Annotated in this window: 23 protein-coding genes; 9 read left to right on the forward strand and 14 right to left on the reverse strand. The window is 66.3% G+C overall.

The genetic code is table 11. The annotated features are described in order from the left end of the window. The first annotated feature begins 15 nt into the window (after positions 1–15). Together V8324_RS11640 and V8324_RS11645 are read left to right on the forward strand one after the other, a co-directional pair. Positions 16–288, forward strand: a complete 273-nt coding sequence (locus V8324_RS11640) for a DUF6812 domain-containing protein (RefSeq protein ID WP_336420100.1) — start codon at positions 16–18, stop codon at positions 286–288. 48 nt (positions 289–336) lie between these two features. Continuing rightward, positions 337–1,311 carry a sensor domain-containing diguanylate cyclase gene (locus V8324_RS11645; protein ID WP_336420101.1) on the forward strand — a complete coding sequence of 325 codons (975 nt, stop codon included), beginning with the start codon at positions 337–339 and terminating at the stop codon, positions 1,309–1,311. Between the two features lie 24 nt (positions 1,312–1,335). Here V8324_RS11645 and V8324_RS11650 read toward each other — a convergent pair whose 3' ends face one another. The 10 genes from V8324_RS11650 to V8324_RS11695 form a co-directional block, all read right to left on the reverse strand. Further along, positions 1,336–1,983 carry a hypothetical protein gene (locus tag V8324_RS11650; protein WP_336420102.1) on the reverse strand — a complete coding sequence of 216 codons (648 nt, stop codon included), beginning with the start codon at positions 1,981–1,983 and terminating at the stop codon, positions 1,336–1,338. Next, complete coding sequence (locus tag V8324_RS11655) at positions 1,980–3,326, reverse strand: type II and III secretion system protein family protein (RefSeq protein ID WP_336420103.1); 1,347 nt, start codon at positions 3,324–3,326, stop codon at positions 1,980–1,982. The genes V8324_RS11650 and V8324_RS11655 overlap by 4 nt, the downstream gene beginning before the upstream one ends. Positions 3,327–3,571: 245 nt before the next feature. After that, positions 3,572–4,351 (reverse strand): carbon-nitrogen hydrolase family protein, encoded by a 780-nt coding sequence (locus V8324_RS11660; protein ID WP_336420104.1) that lies wholly within the window; start codon positions 4,349–4,351, stop codon positions 3,572–3,574. Continuing rightward, positions 4,351–5,148 (reverse strand): ABC transporter permease, encoded by a 798-nt coding sequence (locus V8324_RS11665; protein WP_336420105.1) that lies wholly within the window; start codon positions 5,146–5,148, stop codon positions 4,351–4,353. Before V8324_RS11665 ends, V8324_RS11660 begins: the two co-directional genes overlap by 1 nt. Continuing rightward, entirely contained in the window at positions 5,145–5,993 is an 849-nt protein-coding gene (locus V8324_RS11670; RefSeq protein ID WP_336420106.1) for an ABC transporter permease, read from the reverse strand. Before V8324_RS11670 ends, V8324_RS11665 begins: the two co-directional genes overlap by 4 nt. Continuing rightward, positions 5,990–7,033, reverse strand: coding sequence for an ABC transporter ATP-binding protein (locus V8324_RS11675; protein ID WP_336420107.1), 1,044 nt, complete (start codon positions 7,031–7,033; stop codon positions 5,990–5,992). Before V8324_RS11675 ends, V8324_RS11670 begins: the two co-directional genes overlap by 4 nt. Positions 7,034–7,059: 26 nt before the next feature. Continuing rightward, positions 7,060–8,130, reverse strand: coding sequence for an ABC transporter substrate-binding protein (locus V8324_RS11680; protein ID WP_336420108.1), 1,071 nt, complete (start codon positions 8,128–8,130; stop codon positions 7,060–7,062). Between the two features lie 3 nt (positions 8,131–8,133). Next, positions 8,134–9,102 carry an agmatinase gene (speB, locus tag V8324_RS11685; RefSeq protein ID WP_336420109.1) on the reverse strand — a complete coding sequence of 323 codons (969 nt, stop codon included), beginning with the start codon at positions 9,100–9,102 and terminating at the stop codon, positions 8,134–8,136. A 191-nt stretch (positions 9,103–9,293) separates the two neighbouring features. Further along, a complete protein-coding gene (locus V8324_RS11690; RefSeq protein ID WP_336420110.1) occupies positions 9,294–9,968 on the reverse strand; it encodes a type 1 glutamine amidotransferase domain-containing protein in 675 nt (224 codons plus the stop codon). An 88-nt stretch (positions 9,969–10,056) separates the two neighbouring features. Next, positions 10,057–10,623, reverse strand: a complete 567-nt coding sequence (locus V8324_RS11695; RefSeq protein ID WP_336420111.1) for a GNAT family N-acetyltransferase — start codon at positions 10,621–10,623, stop codon at positions 10,057–10,059. Positions 10,624–10,833: 210 nt separating this feature from the next. On the opposite strand from V8324_RS11695, the gene V8324_RS11700 reads away from it, so the two are divergent. Beyond that, on the forward strand, positions 10,834–12,138 hold the full coding sequence (locus tag V8324_RS11700) for a hypothetical protein (RefSeq protein WP_336420112.1): 1,305 nt from the start codon (positions 10,834–10,836) through the stop codon (positions 12,136–12,138). A gap of 95 nt (positions 12,139–12,233) precedes the next feature. Here the strand turns inward: V8324_RS11700 and V8324_RS11705 are convergent, their stop codons facing one another. Together V8324_RS11705 and V8324_RS11710 are read right to left on the reverse strand one after the other, a co-directional pair. Further along, entirely contained in the window at positions 12,234–13,175 is a 942-nt protein-coding gene (locus tag V8324_RS11705) for a metallophosphoesterase family protein (RefSeq protein WP_336420113.1), read from the reverse strand. Next, positions 13,172–14,362 carry a VanZ family protein gene (locus V8324_RS11710; protein WP_336420114.1) on the reverse strand — a complete coding sequence of 397 codons (1,191 nt, stop codon included), beginning with the start codon at positions 14,360–14,362 and terminating at the stop codon, positions 13,172–13,174. Before V8324_RS11710 ends, V8324_RS11705 begins: the two co-directional genes overlap by 4 nt. A 430-nt stretch (positions 14,363–14,792) precedes the next feature. On the opposite strand from V8324_RS11710, the gene V8324_RS11715 reads away from it, so the two are divergent. From V8324_RS11715 to V8324_RS11735, 5 genes are read left to right on the forward strand one after another with little or no spacing between them, the layout of a single operon-like run. Continuing rightward, positions 14,793–15,509 (forward strand): response regulator transcription factor, encoded by a 717-nt coding sequence (locus V8324_RS11715; RefSeq protein ID WP_336420115.1) that lies wholly within the window; start codon positions 14,793–14,795, stop codon positions 15,507–15,509. Between the two features lie 4 nt (positions 15,510–15,513). Next, positions 15,514–16,671 carry an FIST N-terminal domain-containing protein gene (locus V8324_RS11720; protein ID WP_336420116.1) on the forward strand — a complete coding sequence of 386 codons (1,158 nt, stop codon included), beginning with the start codon at positions 15,514–15,516 and terminating at the stop codon, positions 16,669–16,671. Then, positions 16,668–18,944, forward strand: coding sequence for a hybrid sensor histidine kinase/response regulator (locus tag V8324_RS11725; protein ID WP_336420117.1), 2,277 nt, complete (start codon positions 16,668–16,670; stop codon positions 18,942–18,944). Before V8324_RS11720 ends, V8324_RS11725 begins: the two co-directional genes overlap by 4 nt. Before the next feature lie 42 nt (positions 18,945–18,986). Then, entirely contained in the window at positions 18,987–19,667 is a 681-nt protein-coding gene (locus tag V8324_RS11730) for a hypothetical protein (RefSeq protein WP_336420118.1), read from the forward strand. After that, a complete protein-coding gene (locus V8324_RS11735) occupies positions 19,664–20,017 on the forward strand; it encodes a hypothetical protein (protein WP_336420119.1) in 354 nt (117 codons plus the stop codon). Before V8324_RS11730 ends, V8324_RS11735 begins: the two co-directional genes overlap by 4 nt. Before the next feature lie 31 nt (positions 20,018–20,048). On the opposite strand, the gene V8324_RS11740 is transcribed toward V8324_RS11735, so the two are convergent. Then, on the reverse strand, positions 20,049–20,861 hold the full coding sequence (locus V8324_RS11740) for a quinoprotein dehydrogenase-associated SoxYZ-like carrier (protein WP_336420120.1): 813 nt from the start codon (positions 20,859–20,861) through the stop codon (positions 20,049–20,051). Between the two features lie 136 nt (positions 20,862–20,997). Between V8324_RS11740 and V8324_RS11745 the strand changes: the two genes are divergently transcribed. Continuing rightward, entirely contained in the window at positions 20,998–22,041 is a 1,044-nt protein-coding gene (locus V8324_RS11745; protein ID WP_336420121.1) for a quinoprotein relay system zinc metallohydrolase 2, read from the forward strand. A 4-nt stretch (positions 22,042–22,045) separates the two neighbouring features. Here the strand turns inward: V8324_RS11745 and V8324_RS11750 are convergent, their stop codons facing one another. After that, on the reverse strand, positions 22,046–22,666 hold the full coding sequence (locus tag V8324_RS11750; RefSeq protein ID WP_336420122.1) for a hypothetical protein: 621 nt from the start codon (positions 22,664–22,666) through the stop codon (positions 22,046–22,048). Positions 22,667–22,943 lie beyond the last annotated feature (277 nt).

Consider the following 22,943-nt stretch of genomic DNA (forward strand, 5'->3'; position numbering starts at 1 on the left):
TTGCGAGTAACAGCCATGAAACTGCCAAAATATTGCGTTCCGGTTAAAGCGACCCTCGAAGACGGCACCGAGTTCTACGGCGGCATCCACGTCGTCCAGGGCCAGCGGGTGCTCGACGTGCTCTGCGATGAACGGCCCTTCCTGCCGTTCAGGCTGCGCGACAGGGCGGTCATCCTCAACAAGTCCAAGATCGTGCAGTTCGATCTGCTGGAGATGACCGAAATCACCGAGAAAGAGGATCTGCTGCCCGAACTGAACCTGTATTACCTGCAGGTGAACAACTGGTGATCCTGCCGACCCCGCACTCCTTGCCAAAAAACAAGAGCCGTGTTTCCCATGACCCCCAAGAATGACAAGCTCGCGGACGAGGCCGGCCGGATCAAGGCGTTCCAGGATCTCGACCTGCAGACCTGCACCTCCGAATCCAGCTTCGACCAGATCACCAGCCTGCTCGGCCTCAGCCTGCGCATGGAGATGGTTGCGCTCAGCCTGATCAGCGCCGATCGGCAGATCCTCAAGGCCCGCCACGGCTTCGATCTCGGGGACGGCCCGCGTCATGCGGGCTTCTGCGAGATCGCCATCCGCGACTACGCCCCGCTCGTGGTCGAGGACACGCATCGCGACGCGCGGTTTCGCGACAAGCCGTTCGTGCCCGGCGGCCCCGTGCCGCGCAGCTATATCGGCGCGCCGCTGACGACGCAGGAGGGCTACAACCTCGGCACGATCTGCGCGTTCGACACACGCCCCCGGCTGTTCTCCGACCGGGCGCGCCGGATCGTTCGCGACTGCGCCCGGATCGTGATGACCCAGCTGGAACTGCGCCGGCAGGCCAGCCGGGACTTCCTGACCGGCGTCTTCAACCGCCGCAGCTTCATGTCGGCGCTGGATCTCGAATTGGCGCGGCTGCGCCGCAGCAAGGGCTGTTCTGTCGTGGCCCTGCTCGACATCGACCGTTTCAAGAAGGTCAACGATACGTTCGGCCACCTTGCCGGAGACCGTGTCCTGCGCGAATTCGCCGCCGCGGTGTCCGGCGAATGCCGCGCGGCCGATCTCTTCGCGCGTCTGGGCGGCGAGGAGTTCGCGGTCATGCTGCATGACACGGATCTGGACACGGCGCGGGTCTGGGCGGACCGGGTGCGCGGCAAGGTGGCCGATGCCCGGTTCAACGGCGAACTTGCGCTCGAGATCACGGTCAGCATCGGTCTCGCGCCGATCGGAGAGACGCGCGCGACCGCCGACGCGGTCACGGGCGTGGCCGACAGCGCGCTGTTCGACGCCAAGCGGCAGGGCCGCAACCGCGTGGTCGCCTGAGAGGGCGGCGGCCATCAGGCCCGATCACTCCTCGGCGATCCTGCCCAGCGGGATCGTCCGGACCTCGCCGGCGCGCTGGCGGCGGATGGCGCTCGCGGCCGGCTCGCCGCGCGCCGGGCCAAGCTGCCGCGGGCTGGTGAGGTCGCGCTTCTCGGCGGCCATGTAGGCGAGGTTCGTCGGGTTTGCGCAGTTCAGCATGGGAAACGGCATCCTCAGCGCGAGATCCGCCTCGCTGTAGCCCCCCGACTTGCAATCGACGCGCACCTGGTCGTGGCGGATGACCTGCACCAGCGCCGCGTCGTGGCGCCGGTCGCGGCGGCTGAAGCCCGCCGACCGCGACATCAGCACCCGCGCGGGCCCGGGCTCGATCGCGCTGAGCAGGCTGTGGCGGCGTTCGCGGTCGCGCCGGTCGGACCCGGTGCGCCCCATATGCACCACGATATCGTCGCCGCGGCGCAATTCCAGCGCCGTCAGGAAGGCCTGCAGCCGCGGCGCCTCGCCCCGGGCAAGGCTGGTGCAGCCCCGGGTGAAGCGCACGTCGTGATGGGCCTGCCCGCCATCGGCAATGAATTGCGCGCGCTCGAAGCTGCCGATCGGCTGCTCGCCGCAGCCGGCCAGCAGGAGCGGCATCAGCGCCGACAAGAGCGCCGCTTTCACCCGTGCCCCGCTCATTCGAACGCGAACCCGGCCGCGCCGTTCAGGCGCCGGTCGCCCATACGCGACCCGGCGCCCTCGAACCGGCCTAGCAGGACCCGTTCGAAATCGTTGGGCGGCGTGAAATCGTCCAGCGGCGTGCGCATGTTGTCCGGCCGCTGCGGCGTGACCAGCGTCGGCGTCACGAGGATCACCAGCTCGGTCTGGCCGCGCTGAAACCCCGTCGAGCGAAAGAGCGCCCCGAGGATCGGGATCGCGCCAAGCCCGGGCACGCTGGCCACGTCCTGCGACGTGCTGTTCTCGATCAGCCCGGCGATCGCGAAGCTCTGCCCGCTGCCCAGATCCACGATCGTCGTCGCGCGCCTTGTATTGAGCGACGGCACCTCGAGCCCCGAGGAGAAATCCAGATCGCTGGCCTCGACCGCGACATTCAGGCTGATGCGGTTGCCGTCGATCACCGTTGGCGTGAAATTCAGCCCGATCCCGAAATCCTTGAACTCGGTTTGCGGGTTGCCGTCCGCGTCGACGCTCTGGAACGGAAACTCGCCCCCCGCCAGGAAGCTGGCCGGCTCGCCGGTGCGCGCGGTCAGGTTGGGCTCTGCGAGGATCGTGGCGAGGCCTTCCTCGGACAGCGCCTCGAGCATGACATTGAGGTTGAGGCCGCCATTGAACGTTCGGTCAACGTCGATGCCGTACCCGTCGGCGGCGCCGGTGCCGCCGCGAAAGCTGATGCCGCTGGCGATCCCCAACTCGTTCCAGCGGATCCCGAGCTGGCGGTCCATGTTGCGGCTGACCTCGGCGATGCGCACCTGCAGGTTCACCTGCATCGGATCGGCGATCGTCAGGCGGTTGATGATCCGTTCTTCCTCGGCGAACTGGCGTGCCACGCGGATCACGTCCTCGGCCTGTCCGGCGGTCCGGACGCGGCCGGTCACGACCAGCGAATTCTCGATGCTGCGCGCCTGCACCGATTGCCCGGGCGCGACCTGCGCCAGCGCCGCCGACAGCGCGCGGGCGTTGTGGGTCACCCGGACACCGGCGGACATCAGGACGCTGTCATCGGCCCCAAGGACAAACACCGTCGTCTCGCCGATGCCCGTGGCGGTGAGGTAAAGCACCCGCGACGAGGCGACCTGGACATCGGCCACCGTGGGATCCGCGACGAAGACGTTGACGAAATCCGCGTCCGTGCGCACCAGTTGCCCGGCACCCACGGAAAGCGCGATCACCTGGTTGTCCTGCGTCTTGACCAGTTCGAAGGCCGCGGCGGCCAGCGGCTGAAGGCACAGTCCCAACATCAGCAGACCCGCCGCGGCCATCCGCCGCGCGGTCGTCATCACGGTGTGTCGCGGTATGCCCAACGCATGATCCCTCGGTCTGTTCAGCGGCGACGCCATTCCCGAATGTCGGTCCTGCCGGGGCGCCTGTGTCCCGTCGACGCGCCGCGGACCGCCAAGGCGCCCGCGCGGCAACATCATCTTCGGCCTTCAAGTGCATGTTATAGCGGCATTGGTTAAAGCGGAGTGAATTTTCACAATCGCAAAGGATGTGTTGTCATTTTGCCGCACAACCCAAGGTAATAGACCGTGATGGCGTGGCCGTGCGGTCAGCGCAGGCGCAGCCCCGCCAGGTCGTCAAGATAGCAGAAGGCCGCCCGCGTCTCGGCCCGTCGCGACCGGTCGAGCCGGGCCAGCAACAGCTCGGGCCCGGCGCCGGCCTCGACCAGCGCCTCGCCCTCGGGGCCGCGGATCGACGACAGCCCGACGAAGTCCAGCCCGCCTTCGTGCCCCGTGCGGTTGCAATAGCCGAGGAACACCTGGTTCTCCATCGCGCGCACCGGCACCATCAGGCGCGCCACGCGGTCATGCGGCGCCATCAGCGCCGTGGGCACCACCACCAGATCGACGCCCGCGCGGGCCTCGGCGCGGATGATCTCGGGAAACTCCACGTCGTAGCAGATCGCGACCCCGACGCTCAGGTCGCCGCAGGCAAAGCGCAGGGCGGCGTCCCCCGCCCGGAAGGTCGCCTTTTCCCACGCCCCGTAAAGCGCGCGCTTGTGATACCGGCCCAGTTCCGCGCCCGTACGGTCGACGACCACCGCGGCGTTGCGCAGGCCGTCATCGGTCTCCAGATGCGTGCCCATGACGATGCACAGACCGGTCTGCGCGGCGATGCGGCCGATCTCGGCCAGCGCGTCCTCGACCCCGTCGAGATCGCCCGGCGCGAGACCGGGAAGGTGATAGCCCGTCAGGTAGCCTTCGGGAAAGACCAGAAGGTCGGCGCCGCGGCGCGCCGCGTCACGCGCGATGCCCGATATGGCCCCTACCGTCGCCGGCATGTCGCCGGGCACGCCTTCGCCCTGCCAAAGGCCCAGTGTCAGTCCCATCAGTCCTGCATCCTTTCCGCGCCAAGCAACCTTGGCAGGTTGCCGAATTTGCCGATCAACCCGAAGATCAGCACCGCCAGCGCGATGAACAGCACCGAGACCACGCCCATGATCGGGGTGTAGCCGTAGCGCAGGCTGTTGAAGATCTTGATCGGCAGCGTCTCGACTGTAAAGCCCGCCACCATGTAGGCGATGATATACTCGTTCAGCGACAGCACGAAGGCGAAGGCATAGCCCGAGATCATGTAAGGCAGGATCAGCGGCAGGATCACCGTGCGCAGGATCTGCCCGCGCGTGGCCCCCATCGTGCGCGCCGCCTCGACCAGCGTGCGGTCGATTCCCGCAAGGCCAAGGCTGATGGTCACCAGCGGCAGCGTCACAAGGAACACCGCGTGCGAGACGATCGTCGCGGTGATCTGGCCGTAAAGCCCGGCCGACACCCAGAACACCAGAAACCCGAGCGCCGAGATCACCGGCGGCAGCATGAAGGGCGCCACGCCCAGCGTGTAAAGCGCGCGCGAGACCCACGTGTCGCGTGCCCAGACATGCAGCGCCAGCGGCAGCGCCACCGCGACCGCCAGCACCGCAGAGCTTGCCGCGATCACCAGCGAGTTGCGCAGCGGGACCATCCAGTCCTCGGCGCTGAAAAGGGCTGCGTACCAGCGCAGCGACAGCTCCGGCGGCGGAAAGCGCAGCGATTGCTGCGCGTTCAGCGACACGCCCGCCACCACCACGATGGGTGCGGCCAGCAGGGCGAGGATGACGATCACGTAGGCTGTCTGCACGCCGCGCGTCATGCCTTGCCCCCGCGTCCGAGGATCAGCGTCAGCCCGACCATCGCCAGCGAGACCAGCAGCAACAGCACTGCCATCGCCGCCGCGAATGGCAGGTTCGACTGGAAGATCGCCTGGTCGGTGATGTGCACCGACAGTGTCCAGTGCTGCGGCTGGCCCAGCACCTGCGGCAGAAGGTAGATCCCCAGCGTGAACACGAAAACGAGGATCAGCGCCCCGAGGATCGGCGCGCGCAGCAGCGGCACGGTGACGGTGCGGAAGGCCGTCAAGGGCGTCGCCCCCATCATCCGCGCGGCCTCGGTCAGTTCCGGGTCCAGCCGCGACACCGGCGGGTAAAGCACCAGCACCGCGTAGGGCAGCGCCAGGTAGCACATCCCCGTCAGCAGCGCGAAGAGGCTCGGCGTGAAGGCCCGCGACGTCTCGAGGATCCCCAGCCGGGTCAGCAGGTTGCCCACCCCGGCGGTCTTCGACAGCAGCGTCGACAGCGCGAAACCGATGATCACTTCGGAAAGCGACAACACGGCCAGCAGCATCACCAGCACCACCGTCTGCGCCCGCCCGCCCATGCGCGCGAGGATCACGGTGAACGGGAACGCCAGCGCCACGCAGATCACCGCGGCGGCCGCCGAAAAGAGGATCGAGGTCAGCAGGATCTGTCCGAAAAAGGCCGAGACGAACCGCCTGTAGCTGTCAAGCTCGAACCCCGGCTCGAAGAACCCGCCGGGCACCCGGTGCGCGACGCTGACCGACAGCATGATCGCGAAGGGGATCAGGAAGAAGATCCCCAGCCACGCCGCCGGCAGCGCGGCCAGCCAGCGCGGGGTGGGGGCGTCCTTCGCGGCGCTCATGCCGGCAGTACCACCCGGCCGCCGGGCGCGAACGTCACCCCCACGCTGTCGCCGAGTTGCGCTGCTGGCCGCGCGCCCGGCGCGAACAGCGCGGTGATCGTCTGGCCGTCACGCTCCAGCACGAATTGCACGCTTTCGCCCAGATCGCGGATGAAGGTAACGCGCGCGGGCAGGCCCTCATCCGCCGCGCCCACGCGCACATCCTCGGGCCGCACCGACAACACGGCCGGGCCCGGATCGGCCCGCACCCGGTCGTCGGGCGCAAGGTCCACGCGCAGGCCCGAAACCTCGACGCTTCGGTCACCGTTCAGCGTGCAATCCATCAGGTTCGACGTCCCGATGAACCCCGCGACAAACGCATTGGCGGGATCGCGGTAGACCTGCATGGGCGTGCCGACCTGCTGCACGCGGCCCTCGTTCATCACGATCACCGTGTCGGCCATGGTCAGCGCCTCTTTCTGGTCATGCGTCACCACCACCGTGGTCACGCCGAGGCGCTGCTGCAACTGCCGCAACTCCACCTGCATATGCTCGCGCAGGTTGGCGTCGAGCGCCGAGAGCGGCTCGTCCAGCAGGAAGACCTGCGGGTCGATCGCCAGACCCCGCGCGATCGCCACGCGCTGGCGCTGCCCGCCGGACAACTGGTGAATGAGCCGCTCGGCCACGTCGGGCAACTGCACCAGATCCAGCAATTCCCCGGCGCGCGCGCGGCACTCCGCCCGCGGCCGGCCGCGGATCCGCAGCGGATAGGCGATGTTCTGCCAGACCGTCAGATGCGGAAACAGCGCCAGCGACTGGAACACCATCCCGAAATCGCGGCGATGGGTGGGCGTGTCGGTGATGTCGCGCCCAGCCACCAGCACCCGCCCCGCGCTCGGCGCCTCCAGCCCCGCCAGCAGCCGCAGCAGCGTGGTCTTGCCACAGCCCGACGGCCCCAGCAGGCAGACGAAACTGCCATCGGCAATGTTCAGTGTCACATCGTCCACCGCCGTGAGCGAACCGAAGCGCTTGGTCAGCCCGTCGAGGGACAGCTCGGTCATCGTGGCTCACCCGCGCGCGGCACGCCTCAGCCCGTGACCATCTCGGACCATTTCTGGTTCACCCAGTCGGCCCGATCCACATACAGATCGTAGCGCGGCAGGATCGGCGGGATCTCCGACGACACGGCGGCGAATTCCGCGTCCGTCAGGTCGGTCATCTCACGCGGCACCGTGGGCGCGGTGCCGACGAAGCGCGACAGCTTCGCCTGGATCGCGGGCTGGGCCATGTAATCGATGAAGACCTGCGCGCGCTCGATCGCGTCCGACGCGCTGGACACCACCCAGGACCCGGAATCGAGCACCGCGCCCTCTTCTGGAAAGGTTGAGCGGACAGGCTTGCCATCGGCCGCCGCAAGCCCCGTGACGTCGTGGTAATACTGGCCCATCGGGATCTCGCCGGTCTCCAGCGCCTGCTGGAACTGACCCTCGTCGCGGTACCAAAGCCGCACGTTGGGCTTCACCTCGGACAGCTTGTCCAGCACCTGCATCACGCCGTCCTCGCTGCCCAGAATATCGGTGCCGCCGAAATAACAGGTCGCGGTGATCTCCAGCAGGAAGGAATTCGAGGCCAGCGCCAGCAGCCCCAGACGCCCCTCGTTGGCGGGATCCCAGAACGCGGTCCAGGATGCGGGCGGCTCGGGATAGACATCGGTGTTGGTCACCAGGCTGATGAACCAGCTGACCGCGCCGGTGCCGTAGAACCCGTCATCCTCGTAGGTGTGACGAAAATGGTCGGGCAGGGCGGCGGTGTTGGGCATCGCGCCCGCATCCAGCTTGGCCCAGAGGTTCGCGCGTTCGCCGCGTATGCGCGCAACCTGCGCCATCATCGACACGTCCGCGGGGGCCTGCCCGGCGCGGGCGGCCTGTTGCAACTGCACCAGCCATGCCTCGCCGGTGGGCTCGGGGATCGATTCCACCTCGATGCCGGTCGCTTCGGTGAAATCGGGATAGATATGGGTCTTGAAGCTTTCCTCGAAATAGCCGCCATAGGTGCCGACCTTCAGCGGCGCGCCTTGCGCGCGCAGGATCCCCGGTGCGGCCAGCGTGCCCAGACCCGCGGCACTCGCGGTGCCCAGGAATTCACGACGTTTCATCATCTCTCATTCTCCCTGTGTTTTTGTTTTTTCCTGCGGCACCCCGGGCAGCACGCACAGCATCTCGTAAAGCAGGCTCGCGGCCACCATGGCCGTGTTCCCAGATGTATCATACGGTGGCGATACCTCGACAAGATCGCAACCCACGAGGTTCAGCCCGGCGCAGCCGCGCACGATCTCGATCGCCTGCCAGATATTCAGGCCGCCGGGCTCGACCGTGCCCGTTCCGGGGGCAAAGGCGGGATCGAGGCTGTCGATATCGAAACTCAGATAGACCGGCGCGTCGCCGATCTGCGCGCGGACTTCGGCCATCAGCGGCGTCAGGGATTGGTGCCAGCACTCTTCGGCCTGCACCACGCGCCAGCCCTTGTCGCGGCCCCAGTCGAAATCTTCGGGCGCATACCCGGTGCCCCGCAGCCCGATCTGCACCACGCGGTCGTCTTGCAGGCAGCCATCCTCCCACGCGCGGCGAAACGGCGTGCCATGCGCCTCGCGCTCGCCGAACATCTGGTCGTTGATATCGGCGTGCGCATCGACATGGATCAGCGCGACCGGCCCGTGCCGCGCGGTCATCGCGCGCAGGATCGGCCATGTCAGCGTGTGATCGCCGCCCAGCGTCAGCGGGATCGCGCCCGCCTCCAGCACGCCCGACAAATGCTGTTCGATGATCGCGACGGATTTCTTCAGATCGAAGGTGTTGATCGGCACGTCGCCGATATCGGCCACCTGCAGATGCTCGAAGGGCGCGGCGCCGGTGGCCATGTTGTAGGGGCGCAGCATCCGGCTTTCGTCGCGGATCTGGCGCGGACCCAGCCGCGTGCCGGGCCGGTTCGAGGTGCCGATATCCATCGGCACGCCGAGAAAGCAGGCATCGAGGCCGTGCGCCGTGTCCTGCACCGGCAGTCGCATCATGCTGCCCGGCCCGCCGAAGCGGGGCATCTGGTTGCCGCCAAGCGGCTGGTTGAAACGTGTCATCGGGACCTCTCCGTTACCAATGCGCGCGGTGGGGGCCCGGAGGCCCGCCACGTGGGGTCATCTGCGGAGAGTATTGAGGATCCCATCCCCCGGGCGCAAGCACGCCCGGGTCCTGGGCCGAACTGCGTACGTTTCGCGCGTACCTCGCGTACACCCTGTACACCGGCGGCAGGACCGCCGGCGCGGGGCGATCACAGCAGGGAAAGCAGCCGTTTCGCAGCCTCTTCCGACGAGGCGGGGTTCTGGCCGGTCACCAGCGTGCCATCGGTGACGACGAACGACGCCCAGTCGGCGCCCTTCTCGTAAGCCGCGCCATTGGCTTTCAGCATGTCCTCGACAAGGAACGGCACCACGCCGGTCAGGCCCACGGCCTCTTCCTCGGTGTTGGTGAAGCCGGTGACTTTCTTGCCGGAAACCAATGGCTTGCCGTCCGAACCTTTGGTGTGGCGAAAGACAGCCGGCGCATGGCAGACGGCGCCCACGGGCCGGGTCTTTGCCGCGAACGCCTCGATCAGCGCGATGCTGTCGGCGTCCTCGGCCAGGTCCCAGAGCGGGCCATGACCCCCGGGATAGAAGATCGCGTCGAAGCCGTCCGCAGCGACGCCCGACAGCGGCACGGTCTGCGCCAATGCTTCCTGCGCCGCTCTATCCCCCTTGAATCGCTTGGTAAAATCCGTCTGAGCATCCTCGGCATCACTGTTGGGATCCACCGGCGGCTGCCCACCCTTGGGCGAGGCCAGCGTGACCTCGGCACCGGCATCCTTGAACGCGTAATAAGGCGCCGCGAATTCCTCGAGCCAGAACCCGGTGCCGTGGCCGGTGTCACCGAGTTTGTCGTGTGATGTCAGTACCATGAGGATCTTCATTGACGTGTCTCCTTAAGAGTTGAGTGTGTCACAGGGTTTTCGTGGGCAGGTCGTGTCAAGGGCGAGGCGTGCTGCCACGCGCGCCCGGTCAGGGGTCGAGATGGTTCAACCGGCGCGACATTTCCACCGGACGGGGCAGCGCCGTCGTGGGCGTACTCTTTGGCAGGGTCGCATGGCAGGCAGCGCAATGCGAGATGTCGATATGGGCCTCGCACTCGGCCCCGGTGCGTATGATCTTGCCGCCGGCGGCGTCAACCAGTTTGCGCAGGCCGCTGTTTTCGCAGGAAAAGTATAGATCGGCGGTTTGCACGCCCATCGCTTCCGCCGCGGCCAGTCCTTCGAGAAACAGCGCCCGGCCATAGCCGCGCCCCTGCGAGGCATCCTCGACCGAGATACCGATCTCGGCATGCCCGTCGGCACCGCGAAACACCTCCAGCACGCCCACGACGCGGCCCTCGGCCTCGATCCCCAGCACGATGTCGGGGCTGGCCCGGTCGGCGATGCGCCGCACCGTCCGGTCGGGCAGGTTGGCCATGAACCGGTCCCGCCGTGACCGATGTCCAAGCCGCGCGTAGTGACCCGCAAGCACGTTGCGCCAGTCACGCAGGGTACCGGGCAGCGGGGTCGGATGCGGTAAGAAAGCAGCAAAGGTCATTGATCCGTTTCCTTTTTTCGCCTCCCACGTCCTGATGTGTGCTGCGCTGCAGAAATTTCGAGGGCCGCGAACGCAGCGTCATGTCGCGGCGCGGCACAGGTCCTTGCACACCCCGCGCCGCGCGGTTGACGATGGACATGGTCCTCAAGCCGTGAAAACTTGCGCCCTGCCACGCGCATCGGGCGCCTGGTCACCATGACGGGAAAGACGATGCTTCGGAGAGTCCTCAGGTCGCTGGTCGTCCTCGTCGCGCTGCTGGCCGGGGCGGTGCTGGCCCTTGCGCTCGTGGTGATCGAGGGCGAACCGCTGGTGAGGACACGCGCCGCCCCCACCCCCGAGGACGTCGTGACGGCACGCGGCTTCGTCAGCGACGTCAAGACCGCGGCCAGCACGGGCACCGGGCGCGCAAGTCCGCTGGTCACTGATCAGGCCGAGCTGACCAGCGTGGTCCGTCTCGGCGTGCGGCTGATCCCCGGATTTCGCGGGCAGATCACGGTCGAGCCGTGGGGCGTCGATCTGCGCGCGTCGGTGCCCATCGCCTTGCCCGGTGCGACGCGGTGGCTCAATCTTGCGGTGACGGTCCCGCAGTTCGAAAAGCGGGTCACGCTCGAGCGCGTCGTTCTTGGTCCATTGACCATACCGCCCGGCATCGCGCTGCAAGCGGGCCGGATCGGGGCCAACATGATCCTCGGCGACGGGCTGGGGGACACGGCAGTCAGTGCGGCCTCCGGGATGCGCGTTGCGGACAATACCGTGGCGATTGATCTTGAAATAGGCCGGGTCGGCGAGAACGGCATCATCGGCGGTTTGTTCGGGGCGCTGCGCGGCGGCAAGATGCCGCCCCGGACCCTGGTCGACAACTACCATGTGCGCATCCGCGAGGCGATGGACCGCGGCGATCTGCCGATCAGGGGCAGTTTCCTGCCATATCTCGTCTTCACCCTGAACGCCGCGCAGGAGGGTGCGCGGACCGAGGGTGCATCCGATGCCTTCACCGCCGCGATCTTCGCGCTGACCCGCATCTGCGGGGCGCATGATTTTCATCTCTTGTTCGGTGACGTGGTCAAAGCCGGCACAGTAGCCGCGCGCGACTGGCAGACGGAATGCACGCGCCTGAAGCTCAACAACCGGATAGACAGCCGTCGCCACTTCATTACCGCGGCGGCGATCCAGGCCGCGAGCAACCGCAATGTCTCGGTCACTGTCGGTGAATACAAGGAATTGCGCGACACCGTGAGGTCAGGTGGGTTCGATTTCACCGATCTTGCGGCCAACAATTCCGGGGTCCGGCTCGCCGATCTCTTCATGACGACACCGCCCGAGCGCTGGCCCGAGCTGATCGCGCGGATCGAAGCGGAGGGCGATGTCATCGTGCCCTATGACGACATTCCGCAGATCCTAACGCGGGCCGAGTTTTCCGGGCGGTTCGGCGAGATCGACAGCCCAGCCTATCTCGAGATGATCGAGCTGATAGAGGCGCGGATTGACACTCTCGCGCTGCACGCCCCGCTTTAAGGCGTCGCACGGCATGTCGGCGGCGTCGCGCCGGATACACGGCATCGTGCCCTTTAGCCGGACAGCGCCGGGTCGGTCGCGGATCTGGCCATCAATCACTCCTCATGGCGCGGGGCGGTCCATCCGTAATCGATGTATTCCCATTCGATCCGGTCATCCCTCAAGGTGATCGCGCTAAAGCCTTCCGCGGTATCGAAAAACGAGCCACGCCACCAGTTTCCGCAGATTGCGCCGCCCGTCAGGAAGGTGGTCCCGCGCCACTGCACGGCCTCGGACACATGAAGATGACCCTGGAGCACCAGGACGAGGTTGTGATCGGCGAACAGCCCGAGCACCTCGGTATTGTTGATCACCACCCGGTTCGGTTGCGCCTGGAAGGTGGCCCCCTTCGTGGCGGCGAAAAAGGCCGTGAGAAGCGGCATGTGTAGAAGAACCACGATCGGCTGATCCGACGGGGTGCCCGACAGCACCTCGCGGATCCATTCCCGTTGCTCGGACGAGACCCAGCCGTCGTACATGTGCGGGGCATCGGAGATGCGCAGGGAATCGAGCAGGACGAAGCGATAGCCGAGCGCATCGAAGGTGTCGAAAGTGCGGCTGACACCGAGGTGCCGCTTGAACTCCAGTCTGGGGTCAGGGGCCGGTTCCGAGCCGTCCCCGGGTTGCGCACCGACGAGGTCGTGATTCCCGACCACAGCGTGATGCTCGGCCCCGATTGCGCGTGCCATGGACGTGTAGGCGTCCCATCGTGCCGCGACGTCATCCGGTCTTGCGTCGAAACCTCCGTGGATCAGGTCACCGCCGCAGAGCACGAGGTCGGCCTTTTGGGCATTGATGGCGCCTGCGGCCATGGTGACGGCATCCGATCTGCGCGGATCAGCGCTGGCGTGAATGTCGGTGTAGAAGACCAGCCGAAGCACCCCGCGCCCGGAGCCCCGGATGCGCCATGATGTCCGGGCCAGGGCCGGCGACGCGATCAGGGTGCTGGCCGCGCCCAGTGACTTGAGAAGGGATCGCCGCGTGCAAGCGCCGGTCATCGCCACGTATCCCCGTTGGGTGGATTGCGCGCGCTTTTCCGGCGTGATGCCCTCCGGCCGGCGTATGCGCCCATGAGCACCAGCGCGGCCACGGTACCGGAAAACGCGAATGCAAGCTGCCGCGGGGTGAAGGCGACGATCAGGTGCTGGCTGACCCAGCTGTCATAGGCTTGGGCCCTGTCGGCCTTTTCCCTCACGTCGGCCTCCAGTTCCTCGGACCATCGATAGCTCGACGCGTCGAGCAACTCCCCGAAATAGTCCTGAAGAATGCGGTTTTCCCAGTACGCGGTCGCGAAGTGAGTCCCTTGCGCGTCGGCGTCTTCACTCTCCATCGCGCGCGCGAGGTGGAAGTCGCGCCGGAACAGGTGAACCCTCGCCTCGTGCAGAAATGGGTCTGCCAGCGGGGAATAGCGCGTAAGAAAGGTCCAGTAGTCCTCGCGGTCACGATAGCGATCGAGGATCCGGGCGCCGTCTTCGGCACGGTCCCGGGCCGACCGGCGCAGCTCTTCGGCTGTCAGCCGCGAGCGGAAGTACCCCGTGGTGTCATCGCCATGGAGATGCCCGTATTCGACCATGATGCTGCGATCCGGGTCGATGAACCCCAGCCCGGGCACATTGGACGCATACCAGGCGACGCGTTCCGGGGTGTTGAGGTGGCAAAGGCCGAGATAGCCGATCGTCAGCGCGCCCAGAAAGCAGAGACGTCTCAGGCTTTCCCAACCCGGTGACCCCGCGATCATCCTTGGCCGGATGCCGGCTGCGATGCCGATCTGCAAGAGGGCGACGGCCGTGAAGTTCAGCCAGATGTCCCTGAGGTCGAAGTAGCGCTTGGGGGTGAGCCATTGAACGCTTTCGTCGACCATGCCCACGAAGGTTCCCGCAAGGGTGGCGGCCACATATATGCTGTAGTCGCGGATGCGATGGCTGAAGGCCCGGAAAAGCAGCACGGAAAGAGTTCCGTATTGTACGTAATGGATCGCCTCTTCCGCGCTTCCATCCGCGAGGCCGAATGTCAGGTAGAGCACCAAACCGGCGAGACCGAGAAGCCAGACGGATGATCCGAGCGACAACCGGTGCCGCGTCAGGAACAGTGCCCCGGCGGTCGCCAGAATGACCGCGACGGCGACCCCGTAGGTGAACGCACCGCTACCCAACTGTCCTCGCACGAAGTCGACGCCGGTCCGCACGAAAGGAACTGTGACGAATGTAAGCCCGGACCAGAGGACCGGGTAGGTCCAGGACAGGGCTTCTCTCTCATTCGGCGGATGATCAAACACGAGAAGCTACGCGAAAGTGGGGATCTGGCAGCGGGATAGCCGGGAAGATGCGGGAGACGCACCGATCGAATAGACGGCTGCAGCCTGCACCCCGGCCTTCGTCCCGTGTTGCGCCACGATGCTCAATTCGCGCCCCACCATTGCGACAGTTCCCGTATCCCGCGCCTTTCCCTATAGAATGTCCTGTTCGTTCCCGCGGATCAAGTGACGATCTCTCGAGCGGCATCCTGATGGCGGGCTCCGAGGCGCCTCGGTGATGCGCGACCGGCGACGGATGCGGCGATTGCGGGCCTTGCAAAAGCCGAGAGACGCGATAGTCTTCCTGCGGGGAGGAACTATCATGAATTGCAGCGTAGACGTGCGCCCGCGACAGAACGTCGCCTCGGTGCTTATCGTCGACGATCACCCGCTTTACTGCGATGCGCTGGCCGCGGCGATATCCGTCGTTTTCCCGGGATGCGACATCCAGCAGTCGGCGACTCTTACGGATGCCCTTGGCCGTCTGGAAGATGGATTTTCGCCGTCGATGGTAATCTTCGATCTCAAGCTGCCAGACGTGTCGGGCATTTCGGGCTTCGTCACCATGCGCGACCGGCTGGTCGATGTGCCGATCCTCGTCATCTCGGCGCTTACCTCGCACGCGCTTGTGCGCAAGCTCATGGAGGAGGGCGCGGCGGGCTTTCTGCCCAAGGAGACCTCGACGCAGGAGTTGCGGCACGTGATCACACGCATCAGTGCCGGCAAGACGTACCTGCCCCGGGCCTATGCCGAGACACAACATTGCGACACCGGACTCGACCGCGCCGGGGACGAGCATCCGACGCTTGCGGCCCTGACGCCGCAGCAGAAGAAAATCATGGCGCTGATCTGCGCGGGCAAGGCCAACAAGCAGATCGCGTACGAGCTGTCGCTGGCCGAGGCCACCGTGAAGGCGCATATCACCGGGTTGCTGGGACGTCTCGGGGTCAAGAACCGGACGCAGGCCGCGGTGCTGGTCAAGAACGTCATCTCGAACGACGCGGGCGATCCCGAGGCGCGCGCCTTCCTGAGCGGGTGACGTCATGCGCGACGGTGTGACAGGGCCGCGCCATGTGGGCGTGGCGCAGTCGAGCGCCGTCGATGCGGGGGCGGCAGTCGCCGAGGTGACCGCCGCAGTCGGCCAGGCTGACACCGCCTTCGTGCTGGTCTTCGTGCCCAACCGGCTGGGCGTTCAAGAGGTCGAACGCGCGCTAGCTGCGCGCCTTGAGAACATGCCGGTCTTCGGTTGCACCACGGCGGGGCAGATAACGCCGGACGGCTATACATCCGACGCGCTGCTTCTCATGGCCTTTCCGCGGGACAGTTTCCGCTGCGCCCCGGTTCTGATCGAGGGCCTGCGCCCGTTTTCCTTTTCCGGCGTTGCGGCGGCGGTGGAAGAGCAGGCAGACCGGTTCGAGCACACCGCCGGGTGGAACCGGCTGGCGCTTCTTTTTACCGATGGCCTGTCGAACCAGGAGGATCTGCTGGTCTCGACGCTGGAAACCGTGCTGCCCGATATGCCGGTCTTCGGCGGCTCTGCGGGCGACGGGCTGGATTTCCGTCAAACCCATGTGCTTTGCGCGGGACGGGCTCACACCGATGCCGCGCTCCTGCTGATTGTCGAGACGGCGCTCGACTTCACGGGGTTCAGTTTTGACCATTTCCAGCCGACCGACCAGCAACTGATCATCACCGGAGCCGAGCCGGAAGAGCGGCTGGTCTTCGAGATCAACGGCGCCCCGGCGGCGCGGGAATATGCGCGCCTCGTGGATTGCCCGCGCGACGCGCTGTCGCCACAGGTCTTCGCGGAGAACCCAATCCTCGTGCATCACAAGGGCAGCTATTTCGTGCGCGCCGTCAGCGATGCGACCGAAGGCGACGCGTTGTCCTTCATGGCGGCGATCGACGATGGCGTGATCATGACGCTGGGGCGCGGCAAGGAGATGATCGAGACCCTGCGCGCCGGTCTGCGGCACGAAAGCGCCACCGGCGAGCGGCCCGATTTCATCCTCGGGTTCGATTGCGTGCTGCGGCGGCTGGAGGTCGAGCAGAAACAGCTTGGCCACGCGGTGTCCGAGATCTTTCGCGAGGCGCGGGTGCTGGGCTTCAACACCTATGGCGAGCAGCATCGCGGCGTGCACATGAACCAGACCTTCGTCGGCGTCGCCTTCTTCGATCCGGACGGGCGGGGGCGGGCATGAACCTGATCGACCCGGATCAGCCGCCCGAGATCCGGATGATGCGGCAGGAACGCATCATCGCCGCGCTGATGCGCCGCGCGGAACGGCAGACAGAGATGAACGTCTCGGCCTACAGCGCGTTCCAGTCGGCCATCGACTTGCAGGCGCAAGTCGCCGCCAAGACCCGCGATCTGGAAGAAGCCGCGACAGAGCTCGAGACGGCGCGCGGCGACCGCGAACGCACGCAGCGCAATCTGCAGGATGCGCTTTCGGTCATGCAGGAGGGCTTCGCGCTTTTCACCGAGGGCCATCTCAACGTGTGCAACCATCTCTTTCGCACCGTCCTGCCCGATATCGCCGACGAGATCGTCTCGGGGCTGACGCTTGACGGGTATTTCGAGCTTATGGTGCGCAGCCGTCACCTTGTTTCGACCGATCACAAGATCCATCACCCCGCCGCTCAGCTGAAGAAGACCGAAGACGGCGCGATGGCCATGTCGCTGATGATCGAGGTGACGGGCGATATCTGGTACCAGTTGCGCCTGCAGCGCACCTCGCCCGAGAATGTCGTGCTGCTGCTGACCGAGATCACGCCGCTGGTGCGCCAGAACCGGTCCGAGAAGAAGACCCTGATCGCGCAGCAGGCCGATTACCTGCAGGCGGTGTTCGAGACCATGACCTCGGGCGTCTGCACGTTCTGTTCCGATGGCCGGCTGATGATGCAGAACCGGCAGTTCCGGCGGCTTCTCGGCGTGCCGCTGAGTGAATTGCAGCGCGGCACCACGCTGGACCGTCTGCTGGCGTTCATGCAGGCCAACGAGCTGGTGCGCGACGAGGCCCTGCTGGAGATCGCCCACTGGCAGCAGAACCCGGCGCCGAACGGCTGGCTGCGGCGGGTGCGGCACGGCCGGGGGCGGGTGCTCGACGTTCAGGTCAACGCCTTGCCCGATGGCGGGTTCCTCGTGGAATTGAAGGACGTGACGCTGGAAAGCCGCGCGACCGAGATGCTGGAGAACCGCGTGCTGGAACGCACCGCAGAGCTTACCCACGCCAACGCGCGCCTGACCGAGCAGTTCGAGGAAAAGGCCCGTGTCGAGGAGGAGCTGCGCCTTGCCAAGGAGCGCGCCGAGGCGGCGGTGTCGTCGAAGACGCGGTTTCTCGCGGCGGCCAGCCATGACCTGCTGCAACCGATCAATGCCGCCAAGTTGCTCATCTCGACCCTGCAGGAGGCCGCGCAGGACTCGCACCTGTCGCCGATGGTGGACCGCCTGCAGCGCGCCTTCACCTCGACCGAGCAGCTTCTGCATGCGCTCCTCGACATCTCGCGGCTGTCCAGCGCGGATCCGGACGCGGTCACCGCCACCGAGGTCGATCTCGGGGCGCTGATGGAGGGGGTCTTTGCCGATCAGTTGCCGCTGTCGGAATTCAGGGATGTGCGGCTCGACGTGGTGCCGTGTCGGTGCGTCGTGCGGTCCGATCCGGTCTACCTGCAACGCTCGATCCAGAACCTCGTGGTGAACGCGATCCAGTACACCGCGCCCGGCGGGCGCGTCCTGCTGGGCGCGCGGCGGCGCGGCCCCGACGTGGTGGTCGAGGTCTGGGATACCGGCATCGGCATCGAGACGGCCGATCAGCAGCGCATCTTCGAGGAGTTCGCGCGCGCCGGGAATGCCGAGTTCGTCACCGGCATGGGGCTGGGCCTGTCGGTGGTCGATCGCACCTGTCGCCATCTTGGGCACGCGCTGCGGCTGCGATCCGTGCCGGGGGCCGGGTCGGTCTTCAGCATCGAGATGGAGGTCGTCGGCGACCGCCCGCCGCGCGCCGATCCGTCGGCGGGGGTGCAGGGCATGGGCGATACCCCGTTCGACCACGACGTGCTGGTCATCGAGAACGATGCGGAGGTGCTTTTCGCCACGCGACAGCGGCTGGAACGGTGGGGCGCGCGGGTCTTCGGGGCGCCCTCTACATCGGGCGCGCGCCGGGTTCTGCAAGAGACCGGCGTGACACCGGACATCGTGCTCGCGGATTATCACCTTGACGGCACCGATACCGGGCTCGAGGCCGTGGCGGCGCTGCGCGACTGGTCGGGCAACCACCTGCCGGCGATCCTGATCACCGCCGACCGCTCGGAAATCCTGCGGCGCATGGCCGCGCGCGACGACATCTCGGTCATTTCCAAGCCGGTGAAGCTGTCGCGCCTGCGTCCGCTGATCGACTGGGCCATCCAGTGCCATACGGGTGCGCTGACGGATGCCCGGCCCCGATCTACGGATACCGACAAAAGTCGGCCATGACAGGGCGGGCAGAACGCATAGGCTACCGCGAGGGAGGAACCCATGATGATGAAAAACGCAGTCCTTGCCTGCGGTCTTGCCCTTGTGGTCGCGGCCGGCCCGACGGGTGCCGCTACGACGGAGGGCGAGGCGACCTATGACCTGATCTTCCGCGTTGGCACGCTCGACCCGGTGGATCGCGCTCGCGTCCTCGTCTACGACCGCGACGTGACCAACACGCTGCAGCCGCGGGCGGCGGTGCGCGACACCGGCGAGATCGCGCTGCGCATCGTGCAGGAGGACATGGAAATGGCGCGGCTGGAGTTTCGCCGCGACGGCGGGCGGCGCAGCATGGGGTCTTTCCCGGCCAGCGTCGGCAACCCGATGATCATGGTGTTCTACGAATCGGTGGTGCGCGACATGGCCGAAAGTGCGGGCGGCAGCAGATTCTACATCCGCAACCGCGTCAAGGAGTCGCTAATCCAGCCTGCCGAGATCGTGACGGGCACGGCGATGGTGGACGGCGCGGAGATCGCCACGAAGACCATTCGGCTGCATCCCTTCGAGGGCGATCCCAATGCGGACCGGATGGTGGGGTTCGGCGCGCTGGAACTGACCGTGACCATGTCCGACGCGGTCCCCGGCTGGTACCTGTCGCTGTCGGCCGAGGTGCCGGATCCCGAAGGATCCGGGCCGATCTACAAATCCAGCACGACATTCGAGCGGACGGAGCCGGTGCAATGATCGCAAGATGGACCCTCGCGGCAACTCTGCTGGGCGCGGCTGGCATGGCCGCGGCCCAAGACGTGGCTGAAGAATACAATGACTATCCGACAGAGGCGCGCGCGGATTACGTCTTTGCCTGCATGGCCGCGAACGGGCAGGGTCGTGACGTGATGCGGCGCTGCTCGTGTTCCATCGACGAGATCGCCGCGCTGCTGCCCTACGAGAAGTATCTTCAGGCCGAGACCGTCCTGTCGATGCGGCGGGCGGGCGGCGAACGCATGGCTTATTTCAAGAGCGCGCCGTCAGCGGAAAACCTCGTAGCCGACCTGCGCCGGGCGCAGGCCGAGGCCGAAATGATCTGTTTCTGAGGGCGCGTGGCCCGCGCGATGGACCGCTGATTCAGCTATCCCCGCCCTTCTGCAGGACATGTTCGAACGTGTTGCCCTCGGTGTCGGTCGCCATCAACCGCAGTGCCGTCGCGCCGTTATCGTCATAGGAAAACCGGAAGACAGGGTTTTCCGAGATCGAGATGCCGCCATCCATGGTGAACAGCAGATCCTCGCCCTGCCAGACCTCCATGTGATCGATGAAATGCGCCGCGATGAAAAGCTGGGTGACCTGGTCGCGTTGCAGCCCCGAATAGTTGGGGTGTCGCACCATGATCTGCGCCTCGCGGCGCGGCGTGGACATCTGCGATTCGGGCGTGAATAGTCGCATCTTCATCTGACCCATCGAGGCGAGGGCCACCTCCGGGTCGCGGCTGGCCGGGGCCGCGCAGCCCCCCGAGGCCTTGACGAAGCGGCCGGTCATGGACAGCCCGTCCTCGGTCCTGGCGATCACGCGGACGTTGGAGTACTGGTTGACCCGCACGCGCAGCTCGAAATCGAGCGGGGCCATCCCTTCGGAGAACCCAAGCACGGCGGCGACCGGCGCGGGGTTCTCGTCAATGACCACCGTGGCCTCGCGGATCGCCTTGCCCGTGTCGGTCTGCGTGATCCGGATCGGCACTGTCGCCGCGTCATTGGCACGGTAGGGTGCCTCGACCGTGAACTGCGCGCTGCCATCCGCGATCGGCGCCTCGCCTACCACGTTCTCGCGCATGATCTGCCATATCTCGCTCGGGACGAGCGGGTTGCGGACCGCGTCATCGGCGTGTGCGCCGGTTGCCAGAATCGCAACAAGCGCCGTCAGAGGCAGAAATTTCCTTGCCATGGTGTGTCTCCTCCTCCCATGGGTTTGCGACATCATAGCACAGGATCGGCGCGATGCGCAGTGCGACCATGGTTGGTGTGGATCACGCCTGCGTGTCGTCCGATCCTTTTCCCTTTGTCCAAGGAGGCATCGGCTCATGTTCGAAGCGCTCGTTACCTTGTGTCTCGCGGCGTCCGACGCGACCTGCAGTGCCCGTCTGCTGCCCGGCTACGAAGCCCCGACCGAGGCGGCGTGCCGTGATGCGCTGCGTGACGCGCCCCCGGATCCGAAGGCGGTTCCAGAGCGTCTTATCGCGGAAGCTCCTGTCTGCCGCCCGACAGGTGAAGTGCTCGAAATGGTCGAAGTCGCGCCCGGTGTCTTCGCGCATGAGGGCCGGATCGCCGAGCCCGATGCCGAAAACCGCGGCGATGTCGGCAATCTTGGCTTCGTGATCGGCGAAACCGGCGTGGCGGTGATCGATACCGGCAGCGCGCCGTGGATGGGCGACGCGCTGTGGCGGGCGATCCGGGCCCGTACCGACCTGCCGGTGCGGCATGTGGTGCTGACGCACATGCACCCCGATCATGTCTTCGGCGCCGGCGTGTTCGAACGCCTTGGCGCGCGGGTCTGGGGGCATGCGGATCTGCCCCGGGCGCTTGCCGACCGTCAGTCCGATTACCTGCAAAGCCTGCGGGCATCTATCGGCGAGGCGGCCTTTGTGGATGTAACGATGCCAACGCTCACCGATGCCGTCACAGACCGGGCCGAGATCGATCTGGGCGAGCGCGTGCTTGACCTGCGGGCCTGGCCGGTGGCGCATACTGGCAACGACCTGACGGTCATCGACCGCCGGACGGACACGCTTTTCGCCGGAGACCTGGTGTTTGCGCGCCACGTCCCCGCGCTCGATGGCAGCCTGCGCGGGTGGCGCGCCGTGTTGGCGGATCTTCAGGGCATGGATGTGGCGCGGGTCGTGCCGGGCCATGGCGGCCCGTCGCTGCATTGGCCCGAGGGGGCCGATCCGCTCGCACGCTATCTCGATGTGCTGGAGCAGGACACCCGCGCCGCGCTCGGGGCCGGTGCGCGCCTGTCGGACGCGGTGAAGACGGTGGCACAAGGCGAGGCCGCGCAGTGGGAGCTTTTTGATGACTACAACCCGCGCAACGTCACCGTGGCCTACACGGAGATGGAATGGGAATGACGGCTCAGCCGGCTTCGCGGATCTGGTCGCGCAGGATGCGCGATAGCGCGTAGAGGCGCTGCTCGATCAGTGTGGGCGTTTCGCACAGATAGGTTATCGTGCTCTGCCGGTCCGAGTAGATCATCTGGTCCCAGTCGAGTTGTTCCTCGAGCGTATCGATGCGATCGTGATCCGGCGTGTCGGCGGCCATCAGATCGGCCATTCCGGTATGCGCCGCCTCGATCCGCTTGCTCAGTTCGATCTGGCCTAGCGAGAAGTCCTCGATACCCGAGACCACTTTCGTGCGCCGCGTCGACAATGTGTCGAACACCTCCGCGAAGACGCGGCCCAGTATCGCCGGCGATCCGTCATGCTTTTCTGCGAATGCCTCGATCTCGGGGCGCAGCGATTCCACGTCGAGACGGCGCAGCGCCATTTTGGAAGACAGTCTGTCGATCGCGCGCCGCGTCTCGGGCTCCTCGGCCGGCTCATCGGGCAGGGGGTGGGTCCACATCAGCCCGATCGACAGCGTCTCGACCTTGCGCTGGATGCACGGCCATGTCGGGTCCGAGAAATCGGCCGCATGCAGCGGCGTCGCCAGCAGCGCGACGCCCAAGGCGTAGCCGAGTGCTCTGAATTGCCGCATATCTTCCACCCCTCTGTGGTTGGATAGTCAGTATATCCCGGGTCGACAATGCGCGCCGGGGATCTTGAACCCAATACCCACCAATGTAGTAATTGTTTGCATCGTCCCGCTACACGCATACTCGGTTTGCAAGAAGCGCGATTCAACCGATGCGGATGGCGCCGGAAACAAAAAGGAAGTTGCATGCGCACACGTGCTGCTGTCGCGGTCGAGGCTGGCAAGCCGCTCGAAGTTATGGAGGTGGAGCTTGACGGCCCGAAGGCGGGCGAGGTGCTGG

It is taken from the genome of Roseovarius sp. D22-M7 (assembly GCF_037083785.1).
GTDB lineage: Bacteria > Pseudomonadota > Alphaproteobacteria > Rhodobacterales > Rhodobacteraceae > Roseovarius.